Genomic DNA, 21,113 nt, shown 5'->3' with positions numbered 1-21,113 from the left:
AATTCCTTATTTTTCGAGTAATACACCCATTTGAGCAAGAGGTTCGCCCAATTTATTGACCGCTTCTGCAAGAGCTTTAATCTCTTTGTCAGATAGTTTGTCATAACCTACATAATCATAGCTACCTTTAGCTTGATTATGTTTATCTAATAGTGCATTGACTTCAGCAAAACGAGCTGCAATTTCTTTAGAAAGTTTAGCGTCTTTTTTCTCTAATTTTGCTTTGAATAATTCGTAAATCTTCTCAGCACCTTCAATGTTTGCTTTGAAATCATAAAGGTCTGTTTTTGAATAGATTTCTTCTTCACCAGTCACTTTAGTGGTTGAAACTTCATTTAATAAATCCACCGCACCTGTAATCATCAATTCTGGAGTAACTTCCGCTGTTGGAATTTTTGCACGAAGTTCTTTCACATCTTTTAATAATTGATCTGCAGTTTCTTCTGTGCCTTTAGTTGTATTTTTCTCCCAAAGCACCTGTTCAATTTTATGGAAACCAGACCAATCTTTTTCGGTTTTACCTTCTTCAGTTAAGTCTGCTAAACGAGCATCAATGCGAGGATCTAAATCACCAAAGCTTTCTGCAATAGGCTCTGAACGTTCAAAATACATACGAGCAAGCGGGTAGATTTGTTTTGCTTTTTGCACATCACCTACTTTTAAATACCCAACAAATTTTTCGGTATCCGATACCAAATTATCAATTTGTGCGACTACAAAATTTTTGTAGGCTTCCGTTTCTTTCGCTAAATCGGTAGCATTAACCTGAGTAGTTAAGAACAGAGTAGAAATAGCAATTGCTAGAGATTTTAAACGCATAATAGGCTCCTTGAAATAAATCAGATTGAGGTAGATTATACAAATAAGAGTTATTCTTATTCATTGCTAATTATCCGCTTTTTTGTACAATTCGCAACTCCATTTGTCAAAAAAGCAACACAACGAGCTTTTTTTCATCAATCAAATTTTATCATTGCATTTATAATTTGACAGTGCGTTAAAAATTCGTAGAATACGCAACGTCTTAACGACATACCAAATCAAATGCGGGAATAGCTCAGTTGGTAGAGCACGACCTTGCCAAGGTCGGGGTCGCGAGTTCGAGCCTCGTTTCCCGCTCCATTTTATATAACTCTCTCAGGCGTGTTAGCAAAGCGGTTATGCACTGGATTGCAAATCCATGTAGATCGGTTCGACTCCGGTACACGCCTCCACAGTTTTTATAACCCCAAAATCAACCCCGATCAAACGCTAGTAAAATCAATGCTTTAGGCTATTTTTAGGCTTTTGCAGAGATCAAACTAGATCAGGCAAAAACAGACCTATCGGACTAAAAATGTGACCAAAATTCTGCACACCAAACCCGATAGAACAAAGGGGATATAAGCAATGGCTATTATCATCAAACCGCTATCAAACCTAGATATAAAAAATGCCAAAAACGGCAGACTCAGAGACGGTGAAGGGCTTGTATTAGACATCACGCCTAACTCAAAAACCTGGCGACTTATTTACGACAAACCCATCACCAAAAAACGCACATCAATCACACTAGGACATTACCCTACAATGTCTCTCAAACAAGCAAGGGAAAAACGGGCGGAATACAAACAGTTGCTAATTGAAAAAATCGACCCAAAAGAATACCTACTGGGAATCCAACAACGCATTAGCGACAACATAGAACGCACCTTTTACAACGTAGCCCTAAAATGGAAGGCATTCAAAACCACACAGGTTACAGAAAAAACGATGAAACAAGATTGGCGACGGCTAGAAAACCACATCTTCCCAACCTTGGCGAACCTACCTCTTGAACGAATCAACTCAAAATTACTGGTGGATACACTGCAAAAAGTCTATCGCAAACAGCAAACCTCCGTCATCGAGAAAGTATTACGCACTATTGAAGGAATAATGGATCACGCTGAAAACTCGGGCTTAATTGAAATGCATAATTGTCATAAAGCCAAAAAAGCCTTTCATTATAAGCCAGCGGATAACAACCCAACTATCAGTGACGAACAACTGCCAGAGTTCATCTATCGGATGCAAACGGCAAATATCAAGCCACAGACTCGCCATCTGATTTTTTGGAATCTCCTCACAGGCGTTCGCCCTGCCGAAGCCGTATCTGCAGAATGGTCGGAAATTGACTGGGAAAATCGCCTATGGCACATACCAAAAGAAAAAATGAAAGGCTCACGCTACAAAAAACGTGATCATATCGTACCACTCTCGCCCCAAGCGATAAACATTTTACAACAAATGCGAGCTTTCAGCCGTCGCTCAAATTATGTGTTCCCTCATTTCAAAGGCGGTAGCCGACCAATGTGTAGCGAAACAGTGAACAGAGCAATGAAATCTAACGGCTACAAAGGCATCTTTACCTCACACGGTATGCGAGCCTTAATCAGCACCCACCTTAATAGCCAAGGTTTTGACCCTGATGCTATTGAAGCCGTGTTAGCCCATACCATCAAAGGTAACCGAGTGAGAAAAGTCTATAATCGCCACAATTACCTACCAGAGCGAATACCAATAATGAATTACTGGGGTAATTTCATCGAGAAATGCGGTTGGAAATCACAATAACAAAAAGGCTGGGTAAAACTCCCAGCCTTTCTTTTAACTTTCATCAATCATTTTCTGCATATATGCCCGAATTTCCGACCGAACATAAAACGAGAAATTCCCCATTTTGATTTTTTTCGGAAAATCAGGAATATAATACTCCGAATCGGGCCGTTGCCAACGGTCAAATGTCGCACGACTTACCCCAAACAATTTAACCACTTCACCTAACCGAATAAACTCAATATCAGGCTCAGGCATATTTGCAACATTTTTCTCAATTTCAGCCACTTGTTCCACCTTTTCCATATTTCCTCCTATTCGTCCAATTTCCCACCTAACACCGCATAACCTGCAATATCACGCCAATTATCCTCATAATTAGGATCAACCCCCGCACAAATACGAGCCAGTTTCACGCAAATCATCTCAACCGCCTCCTGCTGCACTGCTGAAAGCTGAGTATTGGTATTGTGCAAAACCCCCTTGAGCTGCTGGCTCATTAAAGCCACATCATCAAAACTGCCGTACTGCTTGCCACGTTGGGCGATGGTTTGTTGAATATCTATCATTGATTGCTCCTACCTAAAACAACATTTTCTTAATATCATCTAATTCTTCAGTTACGAATACACAGTCGTCAGAAATACACTCATTACATAAAGAAAGATTAAAAATTTTATTGTTAAAAAACTCCTGCCCCTTTTTGTTTAAAAAAACTCTTGATCCTTCTTGTTTAAATTTTACTTTGCTAATTCCTTCCAAATCAAAATCATCATCAGGAATCAATGCATCAGTAAATCCATCAATAAAATCAATATCTATCATTAAGCAATGTTCTTCGGCAAATCTTTTACCGTCTTTGTCTTTTGAATAAGAAACCGCAGTCAAAGCAATAAATTTTTTCATAAAAATCTCCTAAGTATCAATTAACCCCGATTGTTCACAATCAACTATACCGTTTTTCTTCAATGAGCTGTCCGTTGCTATATGTCACATAAAGCTGAACTTGCTCATTACTGTAAATTTTAAGTGGTTTACCGTTTAATAAATCATCAACTTGATAATCTGTTATCCGTCCACGCTGAATAATTAGCTCATTTTTTATTCTATCCCTTATGGTTGGGTGGATTTGTGTATTTTTTGACCCCGTACAGTTACTGACACGAGTCCAAGGGCGAGCAAGCTCGCCTGTTTCAGCCTCATTCCATTCGGCTGTGTGATTGATACCTTTCTCTTGTTTTTTCTGTGTTGCCATTTCCTCCCAATCTTTACGCTTTCTTTCAATTTTCCACTCTTTTAAGCGAGTGATCGTTACCTTGCCATTTGCACTATTTTTCACACCGTTTACTTTATGGCGTGTTTCCTGATATTTGGTTTCGCCAGCTTCAATATAATTCAGGCGTACTTTCTGATCGGCACGTTTCACAAACACACCGCCTTGGAATTCGGTATAACTTGCAAAGCAACCTGTATCACTAATCGCTCTACCAATATCGACCGTTTCATCTTGCTGTTTCTCACTGCCTAACTTACGCAACTCACGATAGGCACTGATAGAAGCTCCGCCGATTTGCTGGAACTGACGAATACCCCAAACAGTCGCCCACGCCTTTGTGCGTAACGCAGACAAACGAACATCAACGCCTGTTTCATCACTAAACAAGCCGTCCATTGCCTGACCATCAATATTCTTACTGATATACTTCGCAAGATAGCCTGTTGCACTGCCAAGGCTTTTATCAATTTTCTTAAAAGTACAACGGCGGAGTTTTGCCCCTGGTTCGTCACCATCTTCTTCTAACGCATAACGATAAATCGTGCGTTTTAACGCTCGCATATCTTCGGGCTTGGTATAAAGGACAAAGTGAAAATGAGGCGTGCCATCGTGGTGCGGTTCAGCCACACGAAAGCCGTAAGTTTGAATATTTTGACGTTTTAACGATGCACGAATTTTCGCCCATACACCGCATAAATATTTTTGTGTTTGATGTGGAGCAAACCCATTCCACTTCGGATTAACTCCACCTTGATGTAGCATTGCGTGATATTTTGACGGAGCGGTTAACGTAACGAACACACCTTCGTGCTGATAGTAATCCGCAATCTCTTCAAAACCCCGCATACGGTTCATTAGCTCAATACGAGCAATCTTAGGATTTGCACTGCTTTTCAGCCAAATTTCAAGCAAATCGTGTTGCTCTTCTTCATTTAGAATATTGGTGATGACGCAGTTTTTAATAAATTCAAAGTTATTCTTACGTTGCTGTTCATAGGCTTTCAAGCGGTCGTTACTCACATAACCACCTAGCCCTTGATGCACCATTCCAACCGCAATCGCCAAATGCTCCTGCAAACGTGTCGCCATTCGCTCTAATTTACCTAGCCAATACGCAGGATCGGTGATTTTAAGCAAGCCTGAATTGATCTCGTTCACCGAAATTGAGCCTGATTTCACTTTTGACTGATAAGGTGCATCAATGCCAAAAGCGTTAATATCGGCAACTAATTTTCGATAAATCTGATGAAATAATGCTTCGCCTGTCTCGGTATCTGTTACGGTATGGTAGTTCTCATCGCAAATACGGTGCATTTCTTCGCTCATTGATGAAGCGAATAAATTTGCCATTGCCTTTAGCTCATCGGCTCGCATATAGCATAACGGGCGTAAATGCTCACGCTTGAAAATTGTCTCACTTTCAATTAAACGTGATGCAATTGGTTTAAGCAGTTCATTGCACGCCTGTATTTTCTGCTGACATCTTGCCTGATATTCTTCTTCTGTTTCTCGCTCAGGCTGTTGAAAGCAACTAGGCAATTCCACATCATTCAAAAAATCTAAATCTTGGTATGTCATCTTAAACAGCGACAACGCATCACAATATTGCGACATTACCAATTTATAACGCTCATACTGCAGGGCTATTTGTGATTTAAACCAACTGTCGGCATATAACGAACCATAACTGCGAATTCGGCGTTTTAACTGACCTGCTAAGAAATCCGCAATCGGTTTAGGAAAGTGAGATAACGCATCAATACGTTCTTGAAAATGTTCTTCGTCCAAATCGAATAAAGAACGTTGTACGGGAGAGAGAGCATAAAAATCTTGTGGTTTACGCCATTCTGTCGGATCAACAGGTGCTTGATTAAACATAGACGGGATAATTTCAGATGCAATGACTTCAGGCGGAAACATTTCCGCCTGTTCTACATCTGATAAAATCCAATCTTGTTTAATCATCAATCAAGCCCTGATAAGGAAGTTGCAAGCCTTTTTCAATTTTCTTCATCAACCCTTGATATTTAAAGGGTAATTCATCGCCTTTAAAGCCTGTAAAAAATTGCACAATGGCAAGCAGTACAAAATCACTATGAGCATATTGCCCCATCAATTTTCCGTTACGGTATAAATAAAACCGCCGACTGATCTGACGATACTCAACCCGAAACTGCTGTTTTTTTATCGTACAACTAGGATAAAAGGTTCTATAGGGCGAATGGCTAACCATCATAAGCGTGATGTTCCCGAACATAGTTACAAAAGGTTTTAAAGGCTTGTTTGATTTCATTCGCAACATCAAGTAAGGCTTCGGTTTCATCTTTGGAGAAAAGACCAAGATCAGCCATTCCGTCAAACAACTCAAAAGGACTGCTGTAATAACCACTGACCGCTCTTGCTTCCTGCTCCGTAATCACCTGTAAAATGCGGTAGCCATAGACATTCTTTTCAATTTGGAACTGTTCGCCTGATTGGGTATAAAGTATTTTGGTATTCATCGTTAATCCTTATCGAATGCTCATCGTAATTCTGATTTCGGGAACATTAACCCGTTGAAGTGTATGCTGTCGGCTGTCTTTGAAGTCATCAAACATGACTTCCATCACCTTATTTAATGAATTGGCTTTGGCTAACGTGGCGTTGCCTTTATGCAGAAAATAAGCGACTTGATCACATTCCTGCTTTTGTTCAATGAAGTAGCCATCAATCGTAATAATTGCCACTGTTACGCCCCTTTTAACCGCTTAAAGAAAATCCCGTACAAGCGGTGGGTTGCGTAAGATTTTTCCCAATCGGCTCTATTGCCTGTTTGAGCATAAACACAAACCAATCGCTGATATTGCTTTTCTAAAAAAGCCAAGGTTCGCAACTGTTTATTACGATTGCTTGCCATATAAATTCGCAATATTCTTAACCACATCATCATTCCCTCTCTGTTGATGAAATTCCCAAAATTTAAGATTTTTCGGGAAGTCTTGACGTATATCGCCCATTTCTTTTAGGGCTAACGCAATGTATGCACGTTCATCTTGCGTAAACTTATCAAAGGCAAGATAGCCATTGATGCTTACCGTTTTTTCCTGTTCTGCTGCCAATACATTGGCAAACTTAAGCAAACGCACCCGATGCAAATAAGGCATTTGTTGAAACGCCCAAGCCACACGACCTAAAGGGCTATCTTCTGCCTTATTTTGTTCTCTTGCCTCATCATCACAGATTTGAAAAACTGCCGAAAAACCTGTAATTCCCTGCTGTTTTAACGCCTTGATTTTTTCTAAATGAACTTTTTGGCGTTGTTCAATACTGTGATAATCCATAACTCCCCCAATTATTCCTGCCAAGGTGCTTCTAAAAAGCCACGATAGTTTGTTCTGTCTGATTGCCCCTGCTCATTCCAACGACATTCATAGAATTGCCCCTCAAAGACATAACCGCCGAAAAAATGGAAGCCAAAGTGATCACCCCCTTCAATAACCTGACGCAAATCGGCAAAGATTGTGGCTTTGCTACCATCAGCCATACGAAACGATTTACCCACCTCAATAACAACCTTACTCATACTCCCTCCGAACCCTATGGATTACCCTTACTCGACAAAAACGCCTTCACACGAGCCAACAGTCCGACAGGTTGTGTCGTTTTTAATGCCTGATTTTCCGCAATCAACGCTTGCACCTTTGTTTCAAGGGCTTTCATCAAATCGTGGGTGTTTTCCAAATCAAGCACTAACACTTCTTCACGACCTTCCAAATAGCTCACACGCTTCTCCAACAACCACAGATTTATGCGTCTGCGGTTGTTCAATTGTCGGTTCATACGCCAACGTTGATTACGTCTAAATTGTTTATTCATTGTGCAATTTCCTATTTTTAGGGTGCAAAAAACCCGCCCTGATTAAAAAGGCTATTTTTTGTACCGTTTAAAGATTAATATTTGAATTGAGATGAATGTGTATATTCAGGTGCGAACATATCAACAGTTTGTCTATCTAGCTGATTTAACGGCTTATTCGCTAGTCGCCAGCCTTCAGCCTCTCGGTATTCAGGCTCGAAAAACTCCACAATTTCCGTAATCGCTTTTCCAGAGCAGCCGCAGTTATGGCATCTAAAAACTGTGATACAAGTCTGCAAAGTTGGAGTTTCAGACGTTCTTACATTCAACTTTGCACCGCATTTAATACATTTCACATTTACATTCATCTTTGCCCTTTGCCATATTGTTTTACTTTTACCAAATCCACCATTCTGCTCACTGTCCCCACAGCTCACAGCCCAGCCTTAACGTTTTTTACTAACCATTGTTACCCCTAACAAGCGGTTAGATATTGTTGTTTTTTTGCCAATGCCTCCTATTTATTCATACTTCCCCCATCTGCTCTAAGCCTTTCATCACCAACACCCGAATCATTGCTGAAGGCGAGCGGTCGGTTTGCTCGGCAAGTGAGACAATTTTTGCTTTTACCGCAGGATCTACAAAGGTGTACATTTTTTCCTTTAGCTCCTTTTGCTTCGGTTTTTCTTCCGAATTTGTGATCTCTGTCATTGTTTTTCCCTTGAAAAGTAACGGATTTATAGCTATAAATAGCTATCAAGATAATTTACTGATATGTTTTATCAGTTGCGGATATATTACAACCCATTTTGCGACATTGCAACCCATTTTGCAACAAAGCAAGAGATTTTTTTATGAGCCTTTTAAATAGTCGTCTGATTATTGAACGAATGAAATCCGTTCTATCAGCCAATACTGATGATGAATTAGCTCAATCCTTAGGTAAGCCATCATCAACAGTAAGAAACTGGAAAACTAGAAATAACCTACCATTTGACACAGCTGTTGAATTTTCTGAAACACACTCTTTAAGTTTGGATTGGTTAGTTTCAGGTAAAGAATCTGAACAACTTGCCACCGATGAACAAATGGTGCTGTTAGCTTATCGCCAACTTACCCCAGCACAAAAAGCAAATCTGATGATGCAGATGAGTGGGCTGAGTAATGGGGGAAATGGGAGTGTTGTTCAAAATGGCGATGGTGGCAATAATAACCAAGTATTTAACGGCAATGTGCGTGAAGTGACGGGGATTAGGAAATAGGGACTATTAATATGGCTATTTTTGTTTATATGAACGCCCATAAAGAAGTCGGAGCTTATTCAATCTCAAATATCAATGATGATGGCTTTTATTTTCGTGGGTATTGTTCAGAAAGAAGCAGAATAATCACTTTCCGACACGATAGAGTTATTGGCTATTTTGATGATATTCAATTAGCTAAGGATTATTTAGCCAATTTACCTAACGAGGTTTATCTAGAATTTGATGCAAAAATCAATGCTCAACGCCATATTCAACACCATAATAGCTTAAATGATAATATCACTTTTTGTTTTAGTGGGTTTAAGAAAGATAAAAAAGCAGAACTCATTAAATTAGCAGAACAAAAAGAATTAAGAACGGTTATGGATATGTCAAAATCTGTCAATTTTTTGGTAATTGATGAAACATCAAGAACGGTTGGTCCAAGAAAATTAGCAAGGGCGACCGAATATGGCATTCAAATAATCAATGAATCGGAATATCTGCAGATGTTAGAAACTGGGGAAATTCCGAGTTAAAAATCACATAACAAGATAAACTAAGGACTTAAAAAATGAATCTAATACAAAATTATTCCTCGTATTTTGTCGAAAACAAACCTGATGAGGAACAACATTATGGAAAAGGTCAAAGCTCAAGTCCACCTAGAAGAAAATAATACGCAATTTGAAGATGAAAAATTCAATCTGCAGTTTCATCTAGGCAAAAATTTACGGTATCACGCCAAGCGTAGTGCATTTTTTAGTTTTTGGAATAATACACACAAAATTCTAAGCTATATCATAGGTTCAGCAACCATTGTGGCAATTCTTGCCAAACAATATGAACTTTATGCCGTATTGTGTAATGTGATTATTCTTATTCTCTCTGCCTTTGACTCCTTTATTGGCTTTGGCGATAAAGCAAGAGATTACAAGGAGTTTTATCAAGCCTATAAAAAACTTGAAATAAAATGGCGAGATGCAAAAACAGTTGAGGATATTACGCAGCTTTGGAAAGAAGTTGATAATATTGAAATCAACGAGCCAAATACATTAAATGTCTTAATGGAAATATGTTGGAATGAAGAAGCCAGCTACCACAAATATCCTAAAGAAGATTTAAGAAAAATTGCTTGGTGGCAAAAACTGCCTGCACAATATATTGATGTTTGTCCGTTAAGAATTGTGGAGAAGTCAAAAAGCATTTAGGTGATTGCGTTGTGGGCGACTCACATCTAGGAAGGTTATATGCCAAATAACAAAACAAAACGACATCAAACAAACTTCAACAGGCTAAAATGGGCAAGTTGTGAACGTGATGATTTCACTCGTAAACAGCAACCAAACCCAGCCGATAAAGGAAAACAGCCCTATGAAGACAATCAACTTAGCCCAACGTAAACACTCCCTTGAATTTGATCTGAATCGCTCTATTCGCTACAACAGTAAACGGTCAGCATTTTTTCGATGGTGGGATAATTTAACCAATATCACAAATGCGTTACTTGGTTCAGCTTCTGCCGTTGCTATTCTTAACCAAGCTCCACAACTTGCCGTTATTTTAGGTTTTAGTGTGACTTTACTTTCAGTTTTAGCTTTTTGGCTTGCCTTTAGCCAAAAAGCCAATCAGCACCAGAATTTTGTATTAGCCTTTGGACAATTACGCAATCAACTGTTAGAAACGGATTTAACACACGATAAACTTAATCAAATTGAAAAAGCAATGCACCGTTTAGATGATGAAGAAGGAGAACCCTTAAAAAACTTGGAAAAAATCGCTTATAACGAAACCGTTATCGCCTTGGGGTATTCTCCATCAGATTGCCTACCGTTGAAATGGTATCAACGTTTATTTGCACATTATTGGTAATAACCTTTTAATCCTTTCCTGTATCCACCCTCAACTCACACTCAATCGCCGTTGTAAAACCGCTTTCGCTGATTGAGTGTGTTACTTGCGTAATAATCCAATCCGTACTGTCAATCTGTGGCTTAAAACCAACCACTTGCACAGGCAATTCAGGCATCAACTCCGCATTACCCACCGCTAAATTCAGTGAAAAACTGGCAACGCCACGTTGTAAACGACTAAACTCACGCTGACAAGCACGCAAGGCAGATTGTTCAGTTTTGTAAGTATGACGTAGGGTTTTGATATTATCGGCATCACTCTCCACAGGCTCCTTCTGCACCACCACCGTTTTCTTACTTTTGCTCTCCTTACCTTTTTTGGTCTTTTTATTGACTTTTTTCACGTCACTATTTTCATCAATAACCACCTCGCCACGCTTGCCAGTGTCAGTATCGTGCCAGTAGGCTTTAACGGCTTTGTAATTATCGCCCTCTGCAATCGCAAAACGATGACTATCGCCATCTTGTCGGGTAATGTGTATTGTCGGCAATGGCTTGCCACTGGCACTTTTCCCTTGCCCTGCTTGAATAAATAGCAAATTGCCATTTTTTACGGTGGCTATCGCATCGTGTTCTTCTGCTAAACGAGAAAGCAAGTTAATTGAACTCTCATTGGTTTGGTCAATATGTTTAATCACAAAATTCTCAAACACCTTATCAACCAACGGCTTAAGCTGATTTTCTTCGGCAATCTTTTTCACAATCGCCCCAATGGTTTGATTATTAAAAGAGCGTTCATAACGGTTCATCAACGTACCACGCATATCTGCAGAGCGGGCCCGAATCGTCACAATATCAGGTGCACCCGAATGCTCCAACTCATCAACCGTATATTCTCCTTTAAACACCAACGGCTCATCAGCCCAGCCAAACGCCAACGACAAAATCGCCCCACGACTTGGCAAATCTAACAAACCGTCTGCATCATCTAAGGTTAAATCAAGCTGATCCGCTTCAAAGCCCCGACTATCCGTTAAAGTTAAACTCATCAAACGTTGAGAGAGTAGGGTGGTAATATCCTTTTTCTCACTTTTCGGATCAGGTCGAACGCTTAAATGCACCTTCGGCTTGCGGTGGTTGGTTTGGAGCAGTTTTTCAAACATAAGTCATCATCAAATAGAAAAATAAACGCCATATTAAAACCATCTGAAAAAAGAGATAACGTATTGAAAATGTGGAAAAAAAGATAACAAAACACTTGTAATTTAATGTAAGACTCCTTACAATAAACACATCTAGCAAGGGGTTAGATACAAGAAACCCCACCTTGTAGAAAGTGGGGCTAACAATAGGAGTAAGGATATGAAAAAGTCGCTTTTCTTCATTATCCTGATTATCTGTTGTTTAGCTAGTTGCTCTGGAACTGTAATTAGCTAAGATAATCCGAAGGGGGAAGTTACCGCTTCCCCTGACGGCTCCAACTATACAAAAACTTAATTTAAAGATCAATAGGTAATTCAAATGGCAATGACAAGACAAGAAATTAACGCAAAAAGTGATGCGAAACGTGGCATTAAACAAAAATCGCTGAAACTACATATTGATACCATTTCACTACTTGAACAACTCAGTAAAGAAATGGGGATCGGGCAAAATCAGGTGGTAACGCTAGCATTAAAGCAATTCGCAGAGCAAGCAACTACAAATAACTCATCACATCATCAATAATATCACCCAAAATAGAATCATCGGTGCGTTTTAGCGTCATCGAAAAATCTATTTTACGAGGTGTGCCATCGCCAAATAATTCGGTGTTTTGCTGATTGATACTCTCAATCACAAACCAACCTTTAATCATAAAGGTAGCACCGTCAATCAACGGATATGGCACGCCTTTTTCAGCCATCATTTCCAAGGCTAACAAACTCATTCGCCCACCTGTAATTTCAGGCATTAACGTGCCACTTAGGGTAATGGTTTCGCTGGCTTTGCCTGTAAATTGCGTGCGTGGTAATTTCCCCACCACATTATTTGTTGGGTGATTCCACGAGACATCTCGGCTAGTTTCTTGAAAGGGAATGGTTTGTCGCATAAAAACAAAAAATCCCAAACTCATTAGGGCGATATTTTGGAGCATTTAATCTCTCTATGTGTAGTTACATTCTGCCCCCGCTTGCGGGGGAAGTGGCGAGTGAAACGAGCCGAAGGGGGCAATTTGTAAAATTTCGCTAAAAACTCACCGCTTGTCTGCCCCCTACCCCTTGCTTCGCAAGGTACTTCCCCCGTAAACGGGGGCAGATTTTATCTATTCATCTTGACTAACTTCGGCTCGCTCTCGAGCCAACTCACTCCATTGCATCAACTCATCTAAATCCATCTCATCAAAAGCATTCGGTTGCCAGTGAAAAACGGTGGCGATGTCAGCGATGGCATCTTCAACACAAGAAGGAACTAGTCTGACTTTCCCTCATCAGTTTCGCTTTCGCTCTCTTCTTCATTCACGCCCATCACTTCAAACACTGCACCTGTGAGCTTGGTAAAATCGGCAATATCAAGGCGGTCAATATCGGCTTTGGTGAGCATTGGTTGGGTAATGCGTGGCAGTAACGTACTGATTGCATTCACATCAGACTGCATTAAATCCAGCAATTTTAAGCCTTTCAACGCTGGCACATTTGGCTTACGCACCTGAATTTCACTGATCTGCGTTTCACCACGAGTAATAGGTTGTTTTAGGGTAATTGTTTTAGTTGTCATAAATTTTTCCATTTAGATTATTTTGGTAGGGACGGGTCCTGTGCCCGTCCGATATGATTGTTACAATCCGATTGCCGCACGATGTTTCGCATAACGGTCTTTGTCATCTACTTTAAACACCGAGTTAATCAAATCAATTTCGACAATCTCTTTACCGTCCACCGTCAATTTGTAATAAGTCAATGCCGACTTAATACTACTTTCGGTTTTCTCACCTGCCTTGCTATTGCCACCGTCTAATTCCGTATGACGACCACGCATCAACACTTCCACCGCAGCAACATCGCCTGTATCGTCTTTCTGATAAGCACCCGCAAAACGAATAAGCTCGCTGTCAATGGTTTCAGACGCAAAGCCAGTAAATAATTCAGGCACAATGCCAGCGTATTTATGGGTTAGCTCTAGCTTTTCTAAGCCAAGGTTAATTCCCACTTCGCCAATCATTCCGCCTGCTCGATAATCTTCGATTTTCATTGTTAATTTCGGGAGTTCCACTTCTTCAGCAACGCCGAGAAAGCTCACCCCGTTATTAAACACGTTCATCAATTTTAATGTTCTTGGTAATGCCATAATGTTTCCTATTCTTCTGCATTCCCCTCTTTAGATAAAGAGGGGCAAGGGGAGATTTCTTAAGCCGCAGCGACTTTAGCGGCGAAATCCATCAAGTATTTATCGGTAATACGCTGACGAAGATTTAAGTTTTCTAATGACGGCACTGGTGTGTAGTCATAATCAATATAAAACTTACCGTCTTTGATAATATCTTTGGTGTTAATTTCAGGATCGACCCACGCATTGCCATCAACAATATAGCCAAGCGATTTCCAATAACGGAATTTACCGTTAATCATCTCCAACATATCTTTCACAAGACTTGGGGTGAGCGGTTTATCCATCGCCCAATCAAAGGCTTCGCCGAAGGTATCCGCAATAATTTGAGCGGTTCGAGTATATTGCTCAAAGGCAAACAACGTATCGCTGGAGAGCGTACGACCACCCCAAATACGAAAGCCGTTGAATTTAATTGGCACGCTGATGTTTTTCGCATTTAACAAGTTCACATCGGTGCTATCGTCTTGAATATCAAAGCTCATCGGCTTCGTCACGCCCACTACACCATCAATTTCAACGTTTGAAATGTTTTTATGCCAGCCGTACTCTTTATCGCATTTCGCACGCAAACCTAAAGCACGAGCAACGGCATAATCCACATCGTTACGGCTGGTATTCACATCAAACGAGATAAAATCACCGTGGATCATCATCAATTCACGCTGACTAAAATTGCGAGCATACTGAATAGCGGCATCACGAGTTTCTGCTCCATTTGATGAAATATAACCAAAGGCACGCAATTTTTTACAAATACTGGCTAATTCAGTCGCCACTTCCTGCGTATCATATTTCGGCACACCTAAAATGCGTGGTTTAAATCCGCACACCGTATTGGCAATCAACAAGGCTTTTAAACCTGTATATTCGCCTTGCTCTGTTACTGTGCCGATAATGTTTGTGTTCATCGTGCTTTGGTCTTCAGAATGAGCCACACGCACCACAATAGTTGGGGTTTTGACCAAATCGCCAATGGCATCAAGGGTACGGCTTAATGTGCCTTGTTTACCTGCTTTGGCAATCGCAGCGGTTGGGTCGGTAATTAAAACGGGGGTATTTAATGGGAATGTTTGAGCATCGGCATCTTCAGCGGTACACACCACACCAATTACTGCAGTAGCAACGGTGCGAATAATGCGTGTACCTTGATTGATTTCAATCACTCGTACGCCGTGAAGGTATTGATCTGACATTGGTTTTTCCTTAGTTAATTCTGCCCCTGCTTGCGGGGGAAGTACCCGAGCTTGCGAGGGAGTAGGGGGTAAGAACAGTCAAGATTGTGCGTAAAAAAACCGCCCATAGCGAGCGGTTGGGAATGTGGATCAGATATTAACAAACTACCCACGATAACCACTGCTTGATACAGGTCTCTCATCAAGCACCATCACCATCAAATCACTAGCCTTCAAATGCTCTGGTAATCGTTTTTTAATATCAATGCGGTAATCGTGAGTTCCTTCCCAAACTTGTTCTATTCCGTTGGGTTTGATTGCCATAATCTTTATCCGCTTACCATTCATATTGTATAGCTCTCTCGATGCGGCTTGCATTGGGTTAGAAGTTGTTTCTGTATTTTGTTTAATAAATGCTAACTTTCTCACTCCATCAAACAATCGCCAATCAAAAGCCCCTTCTTGCACTTCAATATGCGTAATGTTTTTAAGGTTTTCTCGTCTGCGTTCTAGCTGTTTTTCGGCATTACTAAAATAAGCCATCACTTGCTCATCAGTTGGTAGTGTTGAAGAATTGCCACTCTGCGAATGAGAACGACCTGCAAGCTGTTTGAGCAGTTGATTATTCTCAACCAGCACATTTGCTTGTGCTTCAACAGCTTTGCCAACCTTGCTTAAATTACCGATGTCTTTGCCAATTTCTGTTAGAGCTTCGCTGAGAGTTTCTACAGCACTTGTCATATTAAACTCCTTTTGCTTGTTGATATATCTCCACAAAATTAGTTTCTATTAAGCCATTAAATGCAGTCTCAAGCCCTTCAATTTTCTGCTTTAACTCAGTGAGTTTTTGGGTAATCGCACCAGCTACAGATTCATCGTTTTGCAACTCTTTTAACTTGTCGCCCAACTCTTTAAGCGTGTCTAACTGCTCGTCTAATTCACCGCCCATTAACTCATTTTTAAGAGCAGTAATGGCTTGTTGAATTTGTGCACTTATCGCATTGGATTGTGGTAATTCCGCAAGAGTGGATTGAACTTGGCTAATTAAGCCTTTCAGTTCTTTATAGTCAGTACCGACTGCTTGAGCGAAAGCGGTGAGTTTTTGGTTTGCTGTTGTCATTTTGTTTCCTTATATTTTGGCTAATTGATATAAACTGAGTAGGTCTGGCATTTGGTTAGCTGGCTCGACTCGCTCTGCTTTTTTTAATGTGGCAGTGATTGATTTTGATTTGGTCAATACCGCCCTTAATGTCGTTGGCTTAACGATAACCGCAGTGAGCTTTTTCATTGGCTCACCTGCGTAATATCGTGCGACAGCTCAATCCGCCCTGAAAGGGGAGTTTTGCGTTTGCCATTGCGGTCAATCAACTGCAAATCGTACTCAGCCGTTTGCCATTCGGCGTTTTCGGTTAATTGATGACTAAAATTAAGCAACAATATGCCTGCAGTACGGTCAATAAACTCAATTGAGCCATCTGTGCTTGAGAGCGATAGCACCAGCTTGCCATTAACTTTGGCGTGTAAATCTACTCGCTCAATCTGCGACAAATCAAATGGCGATTCTAAGCTACCATCGCTCTGCACCACATTGACTTGATACTCTTCATCATCACCCCGTTTTAATTTAATTTTTGACATCACTCCTCCTGCCGAAAAGCACTAGGATACTGCTTTCTGCTTAGCTCACTCTCATACGCCATTTGGCAGTGCTTGCCTTTTTCCCAAAAGAACAAGGTTTCAATGGTGCGGTGCATTACTTGCCATTTCCGCTTTGGTTTTTGACTCAATACCGCTCCCCGATAGGTTCGGCTTGAAAGAGTTTCATCAGCTGCACCGCCTAAAATGGCGTTGATAAATTGGTCTAACCCAATTACAACGTGGTACACCCACTTTTTTAAAGATTCACTGGTTGCCATTTCTCAATCTCCTGCTCAATAGCGGTCAGTTCTTCGTTGTTTTTTGCAAGTGAAATGCGGTCTTCAAAGGCTTGGCGTTGCCCGATAATCTGCCCGATAACAACGGCAACTTGGTCAGCCTTTTCAATCACTTTTTCAACTAAAATTTCAAAGGGAACCCCCCGATTTTCAGCAATCGCTGTGAGCATTGGCGTAGGGTAGTGGTTATCTTCCTTCCAGCCTCTCGCCTCACGTTCTTGACGGTAAAAGCTATCAATCTCCGCTTGCGGATAACCAACTAAAATCGCCGATTTCAAGCGGTCGGTTTGGTCGGATAATTTGCTAATTAGTTGCGTACAGCGTCGCTCAAATTGGGCTTCTTGCTGTGCCTGTTGTTGCTGAGTGGTTAGCGTTTTCCACGATTTGGTTTTGCTATCCCAACGGTGTAAATCACTTGGTTTTCGCCCTGAAAAATGCACCTTGCCATTCTCTACCCAAACTTCGCCTTCACCTGTAATGCTAGCAGAGATACCATCAATTTCTTCTTGTGTCTCAATGGTAAACCAGCCGTCACCACTGGTAATATATTGTGGCAATCCTACCGCTTGAGCGGGTGGCTCGGTTAAAATCGGCTCGCCTTTATCGCTAGTAAGCAAAATAGGGTCATCAAAGACTTTGTTTTGCAAATGAAATTGTTTTAGCATTTTTGCTCCTTAGACATTTTTAAAACCCATAACCAATACAGAGCAGTGGGTATCCCAATGCCCACCAACAAAAATGCGATTTCCACCCAAAAACTTGCATCTTTGCACATTCACGCTACCATCCCCTCTATCATTAGCCAATACAATAGCGTGACCGTCATAACTTTCAGGTAATAATAGTTCTCTATTGGCACCCGTAGTATTCATTAAGGTAATCATTAATCCTAAATGACGAATTTTATGCACTTCAGTGCCTGCATAGTGGTTAGGGTACCAACTGCGAATACAATCGCTACGTTTTAAGAAATAATCGTGTAGCCAACCATATTCTTTCGCCCATATCGCCCCATTAGGGTTGATTGTTGCAACGTGATGGCGACGGTCGCTGTTATAATTCTCCCCCTGTGGTGTGGTATGAAAACGAAACTCCGTTGCCCAATTCCCTACATCAATACACTCAATACTGGAGTGTGGGTGTGAACCGTTCCAAATAGAGAAATCAATATAAGCACCAGCACTATTACGACTCTTGAGATGTAATACAGAATTATCATTAATAACACGCAGCCAATTGATTTCATCACCTGTTTTAACGACCTTATCGCGAACATCTTCGTCTAGAGCAAGAGTTCCATTTCTGTTTGGTACAAAAACATCATAACCACCTTCCGTCCAAAATTTCCATCTTTTATCGGGTAATGCTTCAATACGAGAAAGCCAATTTCCGCTACTACCTTGTCGAATCACATCAAAACCTGCAAACTGATTATTTTGAGCTGTAACAGAAAGGTATTGCCCCGTTGCTTTTAGATAAGGCACGACGAGATTGCCTGTCATCGTATCGCCCGATTTCGACACCCTGCCATTTGCATTATTGTTGGCGTTATTGGCAGAAGTTTGAGCATTATCCGCTGCATTCTTCGCTTCCACGCCTTTGTCATAAGCCGTTTTCACCGCACGAGATGAACCAACAGTGGTTTGTGAATTGGAGCTTACGGAATCGCTCACATCGGTTTTATTGACTTTTTGATTGGTAAGATTGAGCATTTTTTGCTCATTTTGTGTGATTTTATCATTCAACACCCTCCCCTGTGCAGCAGTTAAGGCTTGCTCTTGGCTAGTGCTGGTTAGGGTGTTATTGAGCTGCACAATCCCTTTTTGCGTAGTGGAGGCGTGGTCGATGGCGTGAGTGTGACCTGTTTCATCAACACTGTTTGTGCTGGTTGCGGTAATGGTTTTCGGGGTCAGTTGCCCTCGAGTCGCCCAAATGACACTGTCATCAACAGTAAGAGTAACCGCATTTGATGAGCTAACCAGTAGCACCATTCGGATCACCTGAATTTTACCGCTCCCTTCTTCTAACCTTGGTTTAAAGGTTTCAGGGCAGTTTGCATAAGCCACTAGGCGATTTTGTGCATCATAAATGCCAATTTCACGAATCCAAAAGCCACCCACATTTTCAGGAATGGTTAGCTCAAAAATCACTTGTTTGTTATTTCTTGGGTCAGGCGACACCGCACTAATATTGGCTCGATGCACTTCTCTTACCAATGAAGTACGAGCAGAGTCGGGTGTAACCGCTCTGCCATTACCATCACCCACTGCCATTTGGCGAATATTCACCGCTTGGCGATTTGCCATTGCACTGGCAAAAAGCTGTGAGCCGTAAGTGGTCAGTACTGAATAATACGTTTTGCTCATAATCTCTCTTTCTGTCTTTCAAATTAAGGATAAACCGTAATAATTTCGCCCATTTGGCTTGCCATAAACACATTCATTTCACCCACAGGGGTGATCGCAATCGCAAGGGTAAAATGGCGTGAAACAGGTTTTACATCTTCAATTAAGCGAATAAGTTCTTCATTGATTTGCTGATTTAAGCCTGTTTCGCTGACTTCAACGGTGAGTTTAAAAGTACCGGCGGTAGCAGGTGGGCTTTCTTGCCACCATTCTTTTAGCTCCACGATATAGCCGATTGGCTCAACTACTCGGCGAAGTGCGGTAATCGTGCCTTTCTGTTTATGGATTAAAAACGCATTTTTAATCGCAATGCGTTTTGCTCCTTCACTCCAATGCTCGTCCCATTTATCCACCGAAAACGCCCATGCTAAATAGGGTAATAGTGGTTCGGGGCAACGTTCAGGGTTAATTAAATCTGCAATTAAAATTGGGTTTCGCACCGCTTGTTGTAAACATTCTGCAGCTCGCTTTTCCAATGGGCTTGAGCCAGTGGGGAGCAGTGGTGTATGGGGAGCAATCGGGTTAGTAATCATCAGATGCCACCACCTCTAGCTGAATTTGGGTGCAGTAACCTGCCTTATCGTTTGACAAAATAATGTCTCGGCTCGGTTGTATCAGCTCCACTCGTTGTACACCTTCAATATGTAAGGCGGAATAAATCCCCGAAAGGGTAATATCTCGCCCTAAACGTCGTCTTTCTTTTACATATTCTTCTAGGCGTTTTTGGGCTTGTTGTCGAATAGGTTCATATTCAGGGCCACGCAATAGATGTAAACGTGCGTTAATTTGGTAATCTTGCACCGTTGCCGCTTGTACTAGCACTCGGTCAGCAATCGGGCGAATGTTTTCATCATTTAATTTAGTGCGAACAGCGGTGAGTGCCGCTTCGCTTGGAATACCTTTGCCTAAACGAGAAAGTACGGTAACTGTGACGTTTGCAGGAGATGGTGAAACCACCGACACATCAGCCACTTCAGCGTGAGCCGAAAGGGCGTGAAACACATAAGCAGAGCGTGGGCCAGCTACCGATAATCCTTCAAAAGCTAATTGAGCACGCAAACGGAGATCGGTATCACTCTCTAAAATTTCAGGGGTAGGCGGTTGTGTACTAGGGTCATAGGCTTGCACCACAAGGCGTTGTACGTTGTAATTCGCTGCGATGACATCTAAGTCAGAGCCTGTGGCATAGGCGAGCATTGTCGCTTTTGCGGCATCGTTTATCCGTTGCCGTTCAAGCATTTGTAAATAGCAGTTTTCTTGTAACAACTTCACAATCGGTTCAGATTCAAGACTTAAACGCTGTCGCCAAAAGGCTTGTTCGCTTTCAGGATAGAGCGAAATAAACTTTTCCTTACGTTCCGCAAGTAAGGTTTCGTAGTCAATTTGCTCTATCACATCAGGAGCTGGCAATTTTGAAAGGTCGATGAGTTGGCTCATTTTTGTCTCTAG

Annotated in this window: 36 protein-coding genes and 2 tRNA genes; 9 read left to right on the top strand and 29 right to left on the bottom strand. The window is 41.2% G+C overall.

The window, feature by feature from the left end; all coding sequences use genetic code 11:
- Nucleotides 1-6: 6 nt before the first annotated feature.
- Nucleotides 7-819: an iron uptake system protein EfeO gene (efeO, locus tag ACWIW0_RS04185; RefSeq protein ID WP_454452327.1), complete on the bottom strand. Its 813-nt coding sequence runs from the start codon at nucleotides 817-819 to the stop codon at nucleotides 7-9.
- Between the two features lie 227 nt (nucleotides 820-1,046).
- On the opposite strand from efeO, the gene ACWIW0_RS04180 reads away from it, so the two are divergent.
- From ACWIW0_RS04180 to ACWIW0_RS04170, 3 genes are all read left to right on the top strand, one after another.
- Nucleotides 1,047-1,122 (top strand) — tRNA-Gly (locus ACWIW0_RS04180).
- An 18-nt stretch (nucleotides 1,123-1,140) separates the two neighbouring features.
- Nucleotides 1,141-1,214: transfer RNA gene (locus ACWIW0_RS04175), tRNA-Cys, on the top strand.
- 175 nt (nucleotides 1,215-1,389) lie between these two features.
- Nucleotides 1,390-2,595, top strand: a complete 1,206-nt coding sequence (locus ACWIW0_RS04170; RefSeq protein ID WP_454452326.1) for a tyrosine-type recombinase/integrase — start codon at nucleotides 1,390-1,392, stop codon at nucleotides 2,593-2,595.
- Between the two features lie 33 nt (nucleotides 2,596-2,628).
- On the opposite strand, the gene ACWIW0_RS04165 is transcribed toward ACWIW0_RS04170, so the two are convergent.
- From ACWIW0_RS04165 to ACWIW0_RS04105, 13 genes are all read right to left on the bottom strand, one after another.
- Nucleotides 2,629-2,883, bottom strand: coding sequence for a helix-turn-helix transcriptional regulator (locus ACWIW0_RS04165; protein WP_454452325.1), 255 nt, complete (start codon nucleotides 2,881-2,883; stop codon nucleotides 2,629-2,631).
- An 8-nt stretch (nucleotides 2,884-2,891) separates the two neighbouring features.
- The gene (locus ACWIW0_RS04160; RefSeq protein ID WP_454452324.1) at nucleotides 2,892-3,146 is read right to left on the bottom strand and encodes a DUF6378 domain-containing protein; all 255 of its coding nucleotides are present in this window, start codon (nucleotides 3,144-3,146) and stop codon (nucleotides 2,892-2,894) included.
- A 13-nt stretch (nucleotides 3,147-3,159) separates the two neighbouring features.
- Complete coding sequence (locus ACWIW0_RS04155; RefSeq protein WP_454452323.1) at nucleotides 3,160-3,483, bottom strand: hypothetical protein; 324 nt, start codon at nucleotides 3,481-3,483, stop codon at nucleotides 3,160-3,162.
- Between the two features lie 40 nt (nucleotides 3,484-3,523).
- Nucleotides 3,524-5,818 carry a replication endonuclease gene (locus ACWIW0_RS04150; protein WP_454452322.1) on the bottom strand — a complete coding sequence of 765 codons (2,295 nt, stop codon included), beginning with the start codon at nucleotides 5,816-5,818 and terminating at the stop codon, nucleotides 3,524-3,526.
- Entirely contained in the window at nucleotides 5,811-5,966 is a 156-nt protein-coding gene (locus ACWIW0_RS04145) for a hypothetical protein (RefSeq protein WP_454452321.1), read from the bottom strand. Before ACWIW0_RS04145 ends, ACWIW0_RS04150 begins: the two co-directional genes overlap by 8 nt.
- 112 nt (nucleotides 5,967-6,078) lie before the next feature.
- Entirely contained in the window at nucleotides 6,079-6,354 is a 276-nt protein-coding gene (locus ACWIW0_RS04140; RefSeq protein ID WP_454452320.1) for a hypothetical protein, read from the bottom strand.
- 9 nt (nucleotides 6,355-6,363) lie between these two features.
- Nucleotides 6,364-6,579, bottom strand: a complete 216-nt coding sequence (locus ACWIW0_RS04135; RefSeq protein WP_454444182.1) for a hypothetical protein — start codon at nucleotides 6,577-6,579, stop codon at nucleotides 6,364-6,366.
- Nucleotides 6,580-6,581: 2 nt separating this feature from the next.
- Nucleotides 6,582-6,749 carry a hypothetical protein gene (locus ACWIW0_RS04130; protein WP_454452319.1) on the bottom strand — a complete coding sequence of 56 codons (168 nt, stop codon included), beginning with the start codon at nucleotides 6,747-6,749 and terminating at the stop codon, nucleotides 6,582-6,584.
- Complete coding sequence (locus ACWIW0_RS04125; RefSeq protein WP_454452318.1) at nucleotides 6,733-7,173, bottom strand: hypothetical protein; 441 nt, start codon at nucleotides 7,171-7,173, stop codon at nucleotides 6,733-6,735. Before ACWIW0_RS04125 ends, ACWIW0_RS04130 begins: the two co-directional genes overlap by 17 nt.
- 11 nt (nucleotides 7,174-7,184) lie before the next feature.
- Entirely contained in the window at nucleotides 7,185-7,415 is a 231-nt protein-coding gene (locus tag ACWIW0_RS04120; protein ID WP_454452317.1) for a hypothetical protein, read from the bottom strand.
- Between the two features lie 14 nt (nucleotides 7,416-7,429).
- On the bottom strand, nucleotides 7,430-7,708 hold the full coding sequence (locus ACWIW0_RS04115) for a hypothetical protein (protein WP_454452316.1): 279 nt from the start codon (nucleotides 7,706-7,708) through the stop codon (nucleotides 7,430-7,432).
- Nucleotides 7,709-7,782: 74 nt separating this feature from the next.
- Nucleotides 7,783-8,124 (bottom strand): hypothetical protein, encoded by a 342-nt coding sequence (locus ACWIW0_RS04110; RefSeq protein ID WP_454452315.1) that lies wholly within the window; start codon nucleotides 8,122-8,124, stop codon nucleotides 7,783-7,785.
- Between the two features lie 88 nt (nucleotides 8,125-8,212).
- On the bottom strand, nucleotides 8,213-8,398 hold the full coding sequence (locus ACWIW0_RS04105) for a hypothetical protein (RefSeq protein ID WP_454452314.1): 186 nt from the start codon (nucleotides 8,396-8,398) through the stop codon (nucleotides 8,213-8,215).
- A gap of 143 nt (nucleotides 8,399-8,541) precedes the next feature.
- Between ACWIW0_RS04105 and ACWIW0_RS04100 the strand changes: the two genes are divergently transcribed.
- The 5 genes from ACWIW0_RS04100 (at nucleotide 8,542) to ACWIW0_RS04080 (ending at nucleotide 10,803) form a co-directional block, all read left to right on the top strand.
- Nucleotides 8,542-8,949, top strand: a complete 408-nt coding sequence (locus ACWIW0_RS04100; protein ID WP_454452313.1) for a helix-turn-helix domain-containing protein — start codon at nucleotides 8,542-8,544, stop codon at nucleotides 8,947-8,949.
- A gap of 11 nt (nucleotides 8,950-8,960) precedes the next feature.
- Complete coding sequence (locus ACWIW0_RS04095; protein ID WP_454452312.1) at nucleotides 8,961-9,470, top strand: BRCT domain-containing protein; 510 nt, start codon at nucleotides 8,961-8,963, stop codon at nucleotides 9,468-9,470.
- Between the two features lie 99 nt (nucleotides 9,471-9,569).
- The gene (locus ACWIW0_RS04090; protein ID WP_454452311.1) at nucleotides 9,570-10,142 is read left to right on the top strand and encodes a hypothetical protein; all 573 of its coding nucleotides are present in this window, start codon (nucleotides 9,570-9,572) and stop codon (nucleotides 10,140-10,142) included.
- Between the two features lie 39 nt (nucleotides 10,143-10,181).
- The gene (locus ACWIW0_RS04085) at nucleotides 10,182-10,334 is read left to right on the top strand and encodes a hypothetical protein (RefSeq protein ID WP_454452310.1); all 153 of its coding nucleotides are present in this window, start codon (nucleotides 10,182-10,184) and stop codon (nucleotides 10,332-10,334) included.
- Nucleotides 10,306-10,803, top strand: coding sequence for a hypothetical protein (locus tag ACWIW0_RS04080; RefSeq protein ID WP_454452309.1), 498 nt, complete (start codon nucleotides 10,306-10,308; stop codon nucleotides 10,801-10,803). The genes ACWIW0_RS04085 and ACWIW0_RS04080 overlap by 29 nt, the downstream gene beginning before the upstream one ends.
- A gap of 7 nt (nucleotides 10,804-10,810) precedes the next feature.
- On the opposite strand, the gene ACWIW0_RS04075 is transcribed toward ACWIW0_RS04080, so the two are convergent.
- The gene (locus ACWIW0_RS04075) at nucleotides 10,811-11,947 is read right to left on the bottom strand and encodes a phage late control D family protein (protein ID WP_454452308.1); all 1,137 of its coding nucleotides are present in this window, start codon (nucleotides 11,945-11,947) and stop codon (nucleotides 10,811-10,813) included.
- A 358-nt stretch (nucleotides 11,948-12,305) separates the two neighbouring features.
- Between ACWIW0_RS04075 and ACWIW0_RS04070 the strand changes: the two genes are divergently transcribed.
- Nucleotides 12,306-12,512, top strand: a complete 207-nt coding sequence (locus tag ACWIW0_RS04070; RefSeq protein ID WP_454452307.1) for a ribbon-helix-helix protein, CopG family — start codon at nucleotides 12,306-12,308, stop codon at nucleotides 12,510-12,512.
- On the opposite strand, the gene ACWIW0_RS04065 is transcribed toward ACWIW0_RS04070, so the two are convergent.
- The 14 genes from ACWIW0_RS04065 to ACWIW0_RS04000 all read right to left on the bottom strand — a co-directional run bounded on the left by ACWIW0_RS04065 (nucleotide 12,484) and on the right by ACWIW0_RS04000 (nucleotide 21,101).
- Nucleotides 12,484-12,921: a phage tail protein gene (locus ACWIW0_RS04065; protein ID WP_454452306.1), complete on the bottom strand. Its 438-nt coding sequence runs from the start codon at nucleotides 12,919-12,921 to the stop codon at nucleotides 12,484-12,486. The genes ACWIW0_RS04070 and ACWIW0_RS04065 overlap by 29 nt on opposite strands.
- A gap of 168 nt (nucleotides 12,922-13,089) precedes the next feature.
- Nucleotides 13,090-13,203 carry a GpE family phage tail protein gene (locus ACWIW0_RS04060; RefSeq protein ID WP_454452353.1) on the bottom strand — a complete coding sequence of 38 codons (114 nt, stop codon included), beginning with the start codon at nucleotides 13,201-13,203 and terminating at the stop codon, nucleotides 13,090-13,092.
- 32 nt (nucleotides 13,204-13,235) lie between these two features.
- Nucleotides 13,236-13,541, bottom strand: coding sequence for a phage tail assembly protein (locus ACWIW0_RS04055; RefSeq protein WP_454452305.1), 306 nt, complete (start codon nucleotides 13,539-13,541; stop codon nucleotides 13,236-13,238).
- 60 nt (nucleotides 13,542-13,601) lie between these two features.
- Nucleotides 13,602-14,111, bottom strand: coding sequence for a phage major tail tube protein (locus tag ACWIW0_RS04050; protein ID WP_454452304.1), 510 nt, complete (start codon nucleotides 14,109-14,111; stop codon nucleotides 13,602-13,604).
- Between the two features lie 59 nt (nucleotides 14,112-14,170).
- The gene (locus ACWIW0_RS04045; RefSeq protein ID WP_454452303.1) at nucleotides 14,171-15,346 is read right to left on the bottom strand and encodes a phage tail sheath protein; all 1,176 of its coding nucleotides are present in this window, start codon (nucleotides 15,344-15,346) and stop codon (nucleotides 14,171-14,173) included.
- Nucleotides 15,347-15,490: 144 nt separating this feature from the next.
- Nucleotides 15,491-16,066 carry a hypothetical protein gene (locus ACWIW0_RS04040; protein WP_454452302.1) on the bottom strand — a complete coding sequence of 192 codons (576 nt, stop codon included), beginning with the start codon at nucleotides 16,064-16,066 and terminating at the stop codon, nucleotides 15,491-15,493.
- A 1-nt stretch (nucleotide 16,067) separates the two neighbouring features.
- Nucleotides 16,068-16,445: a hypothetical protein gene (locus tag ACWIW0_RS04035; RefSeq protein WP_454452301.1), complete on the bottom strand. Its 378-nt coding sequence runs from the start codon at nucleotides 16,443-16,445 to the stop codon at nucleotides 16,068-16,070.
- A 9-nt stretch (nucleotides 16,446-16,454) separates the two neighbouring features.
- Nucleotides 16,455-16,613, bottom strand: coding sequence for a hypothetical protein (locus ACWIW0_RS04030; RefSeq protein WP_454452300.1), 159 nt, complete (start codon nucleotides 16,611-16,613; stop codon nucleotides 16,455-16,457).
- Nucleotides 16,610-16,963: a hypothetical protein gene (locus tag ACWIW0_RS04025; RefSeq protein WP_454452299.1), complete on the bottom strand. Its 354-nt coding sequence runs from the start codon at nucleotides 16,961-16,963 to the stop codon at nucleotides 16,610-16,612. The genes ACWIW0_RS04030 and ACWIW0_RS04025 overlap by 4 nt, the downstream gene beginning before the upstream one ends.
- Nucleotides 16,963-17,241: a DNA helicase UvrD gene (locus ACWIW0_RS04020; RefSeq protein ID WP_454452298.1), complete on the bottom strand. Its 279-nt coding sequence runs from the start codon at nucleotides 17,239-17,241 to the stop codon at nucleotides 16,963-16,965. Before ACWIW0_RS04020 ends, ACWIW0_RS04025 begins: the two co-directional genes overlap by 1 nt.
- Nucleotides 17,220-17,924 (bottom strand): hypothetical protein, encoded by a 705-nt coding sequence (locus ACWIW0_RS04015; protein ID WP_454452297.1) that lies wholly within the window; start codon nucleotides 17,922-17,924, stop codon nucleotides 17,220-17,222. The genes ACWIW0_RS04020 and ACWIW0_RS04015 overlap by 22 nt, the downstream gene beginning before the upstream one ends.
- A gap of 9 nt (nucleotides 17,925-17,933) precedes the next feature.
- The gene (locus ACWIW0_RS04010; protein WP_454452296.1) at nucleotides 17,934-19,625 is read right to left on the bottom strand and encodes a phage tail protein; all 1,692 of its coding nucleotides are present in this window, start codon (nucleotides 19,623-19,625) and stop codon (nucleotides 17,934-17,936) included.
- 23 nt (nucleotides 19,626-19,648) lie between these two features.
- Nucleotides 19,649-20,197, bottom strand: coding sequence for a phage tail protein I (locus ACWIW0_RS04005; protein WP_454452295.1), 549 nt, complete (start codon nucleotides 20,195-20,197; stop codon nucleotides 19,649-19,651).
- Nucleotides 20,187-21,101, bottom strand: a complete 915-nt coding sequence (locus ACWIW0_RS04000) for a baseplate assembly protein (protein ID WP_454452294.1) — start codon at nucleotides 21,099-21,101, stop codon at nucleotides 20,187-20,189. Before ACWIW0_RS04000 ends, ACWIW0_RS04005 begins: the two co-directional genes overlap by 11 nt.
- Between the last annotated feature and the right edge of the window lie 12 nt (nucleotides 21,102-21,113).

The organism is Ursidibacter sp. B-7004-1, assembly GCF_053654055.1.
This window is presented reverse-complemented; position numbering and strand designations above follow the sequence as displayed.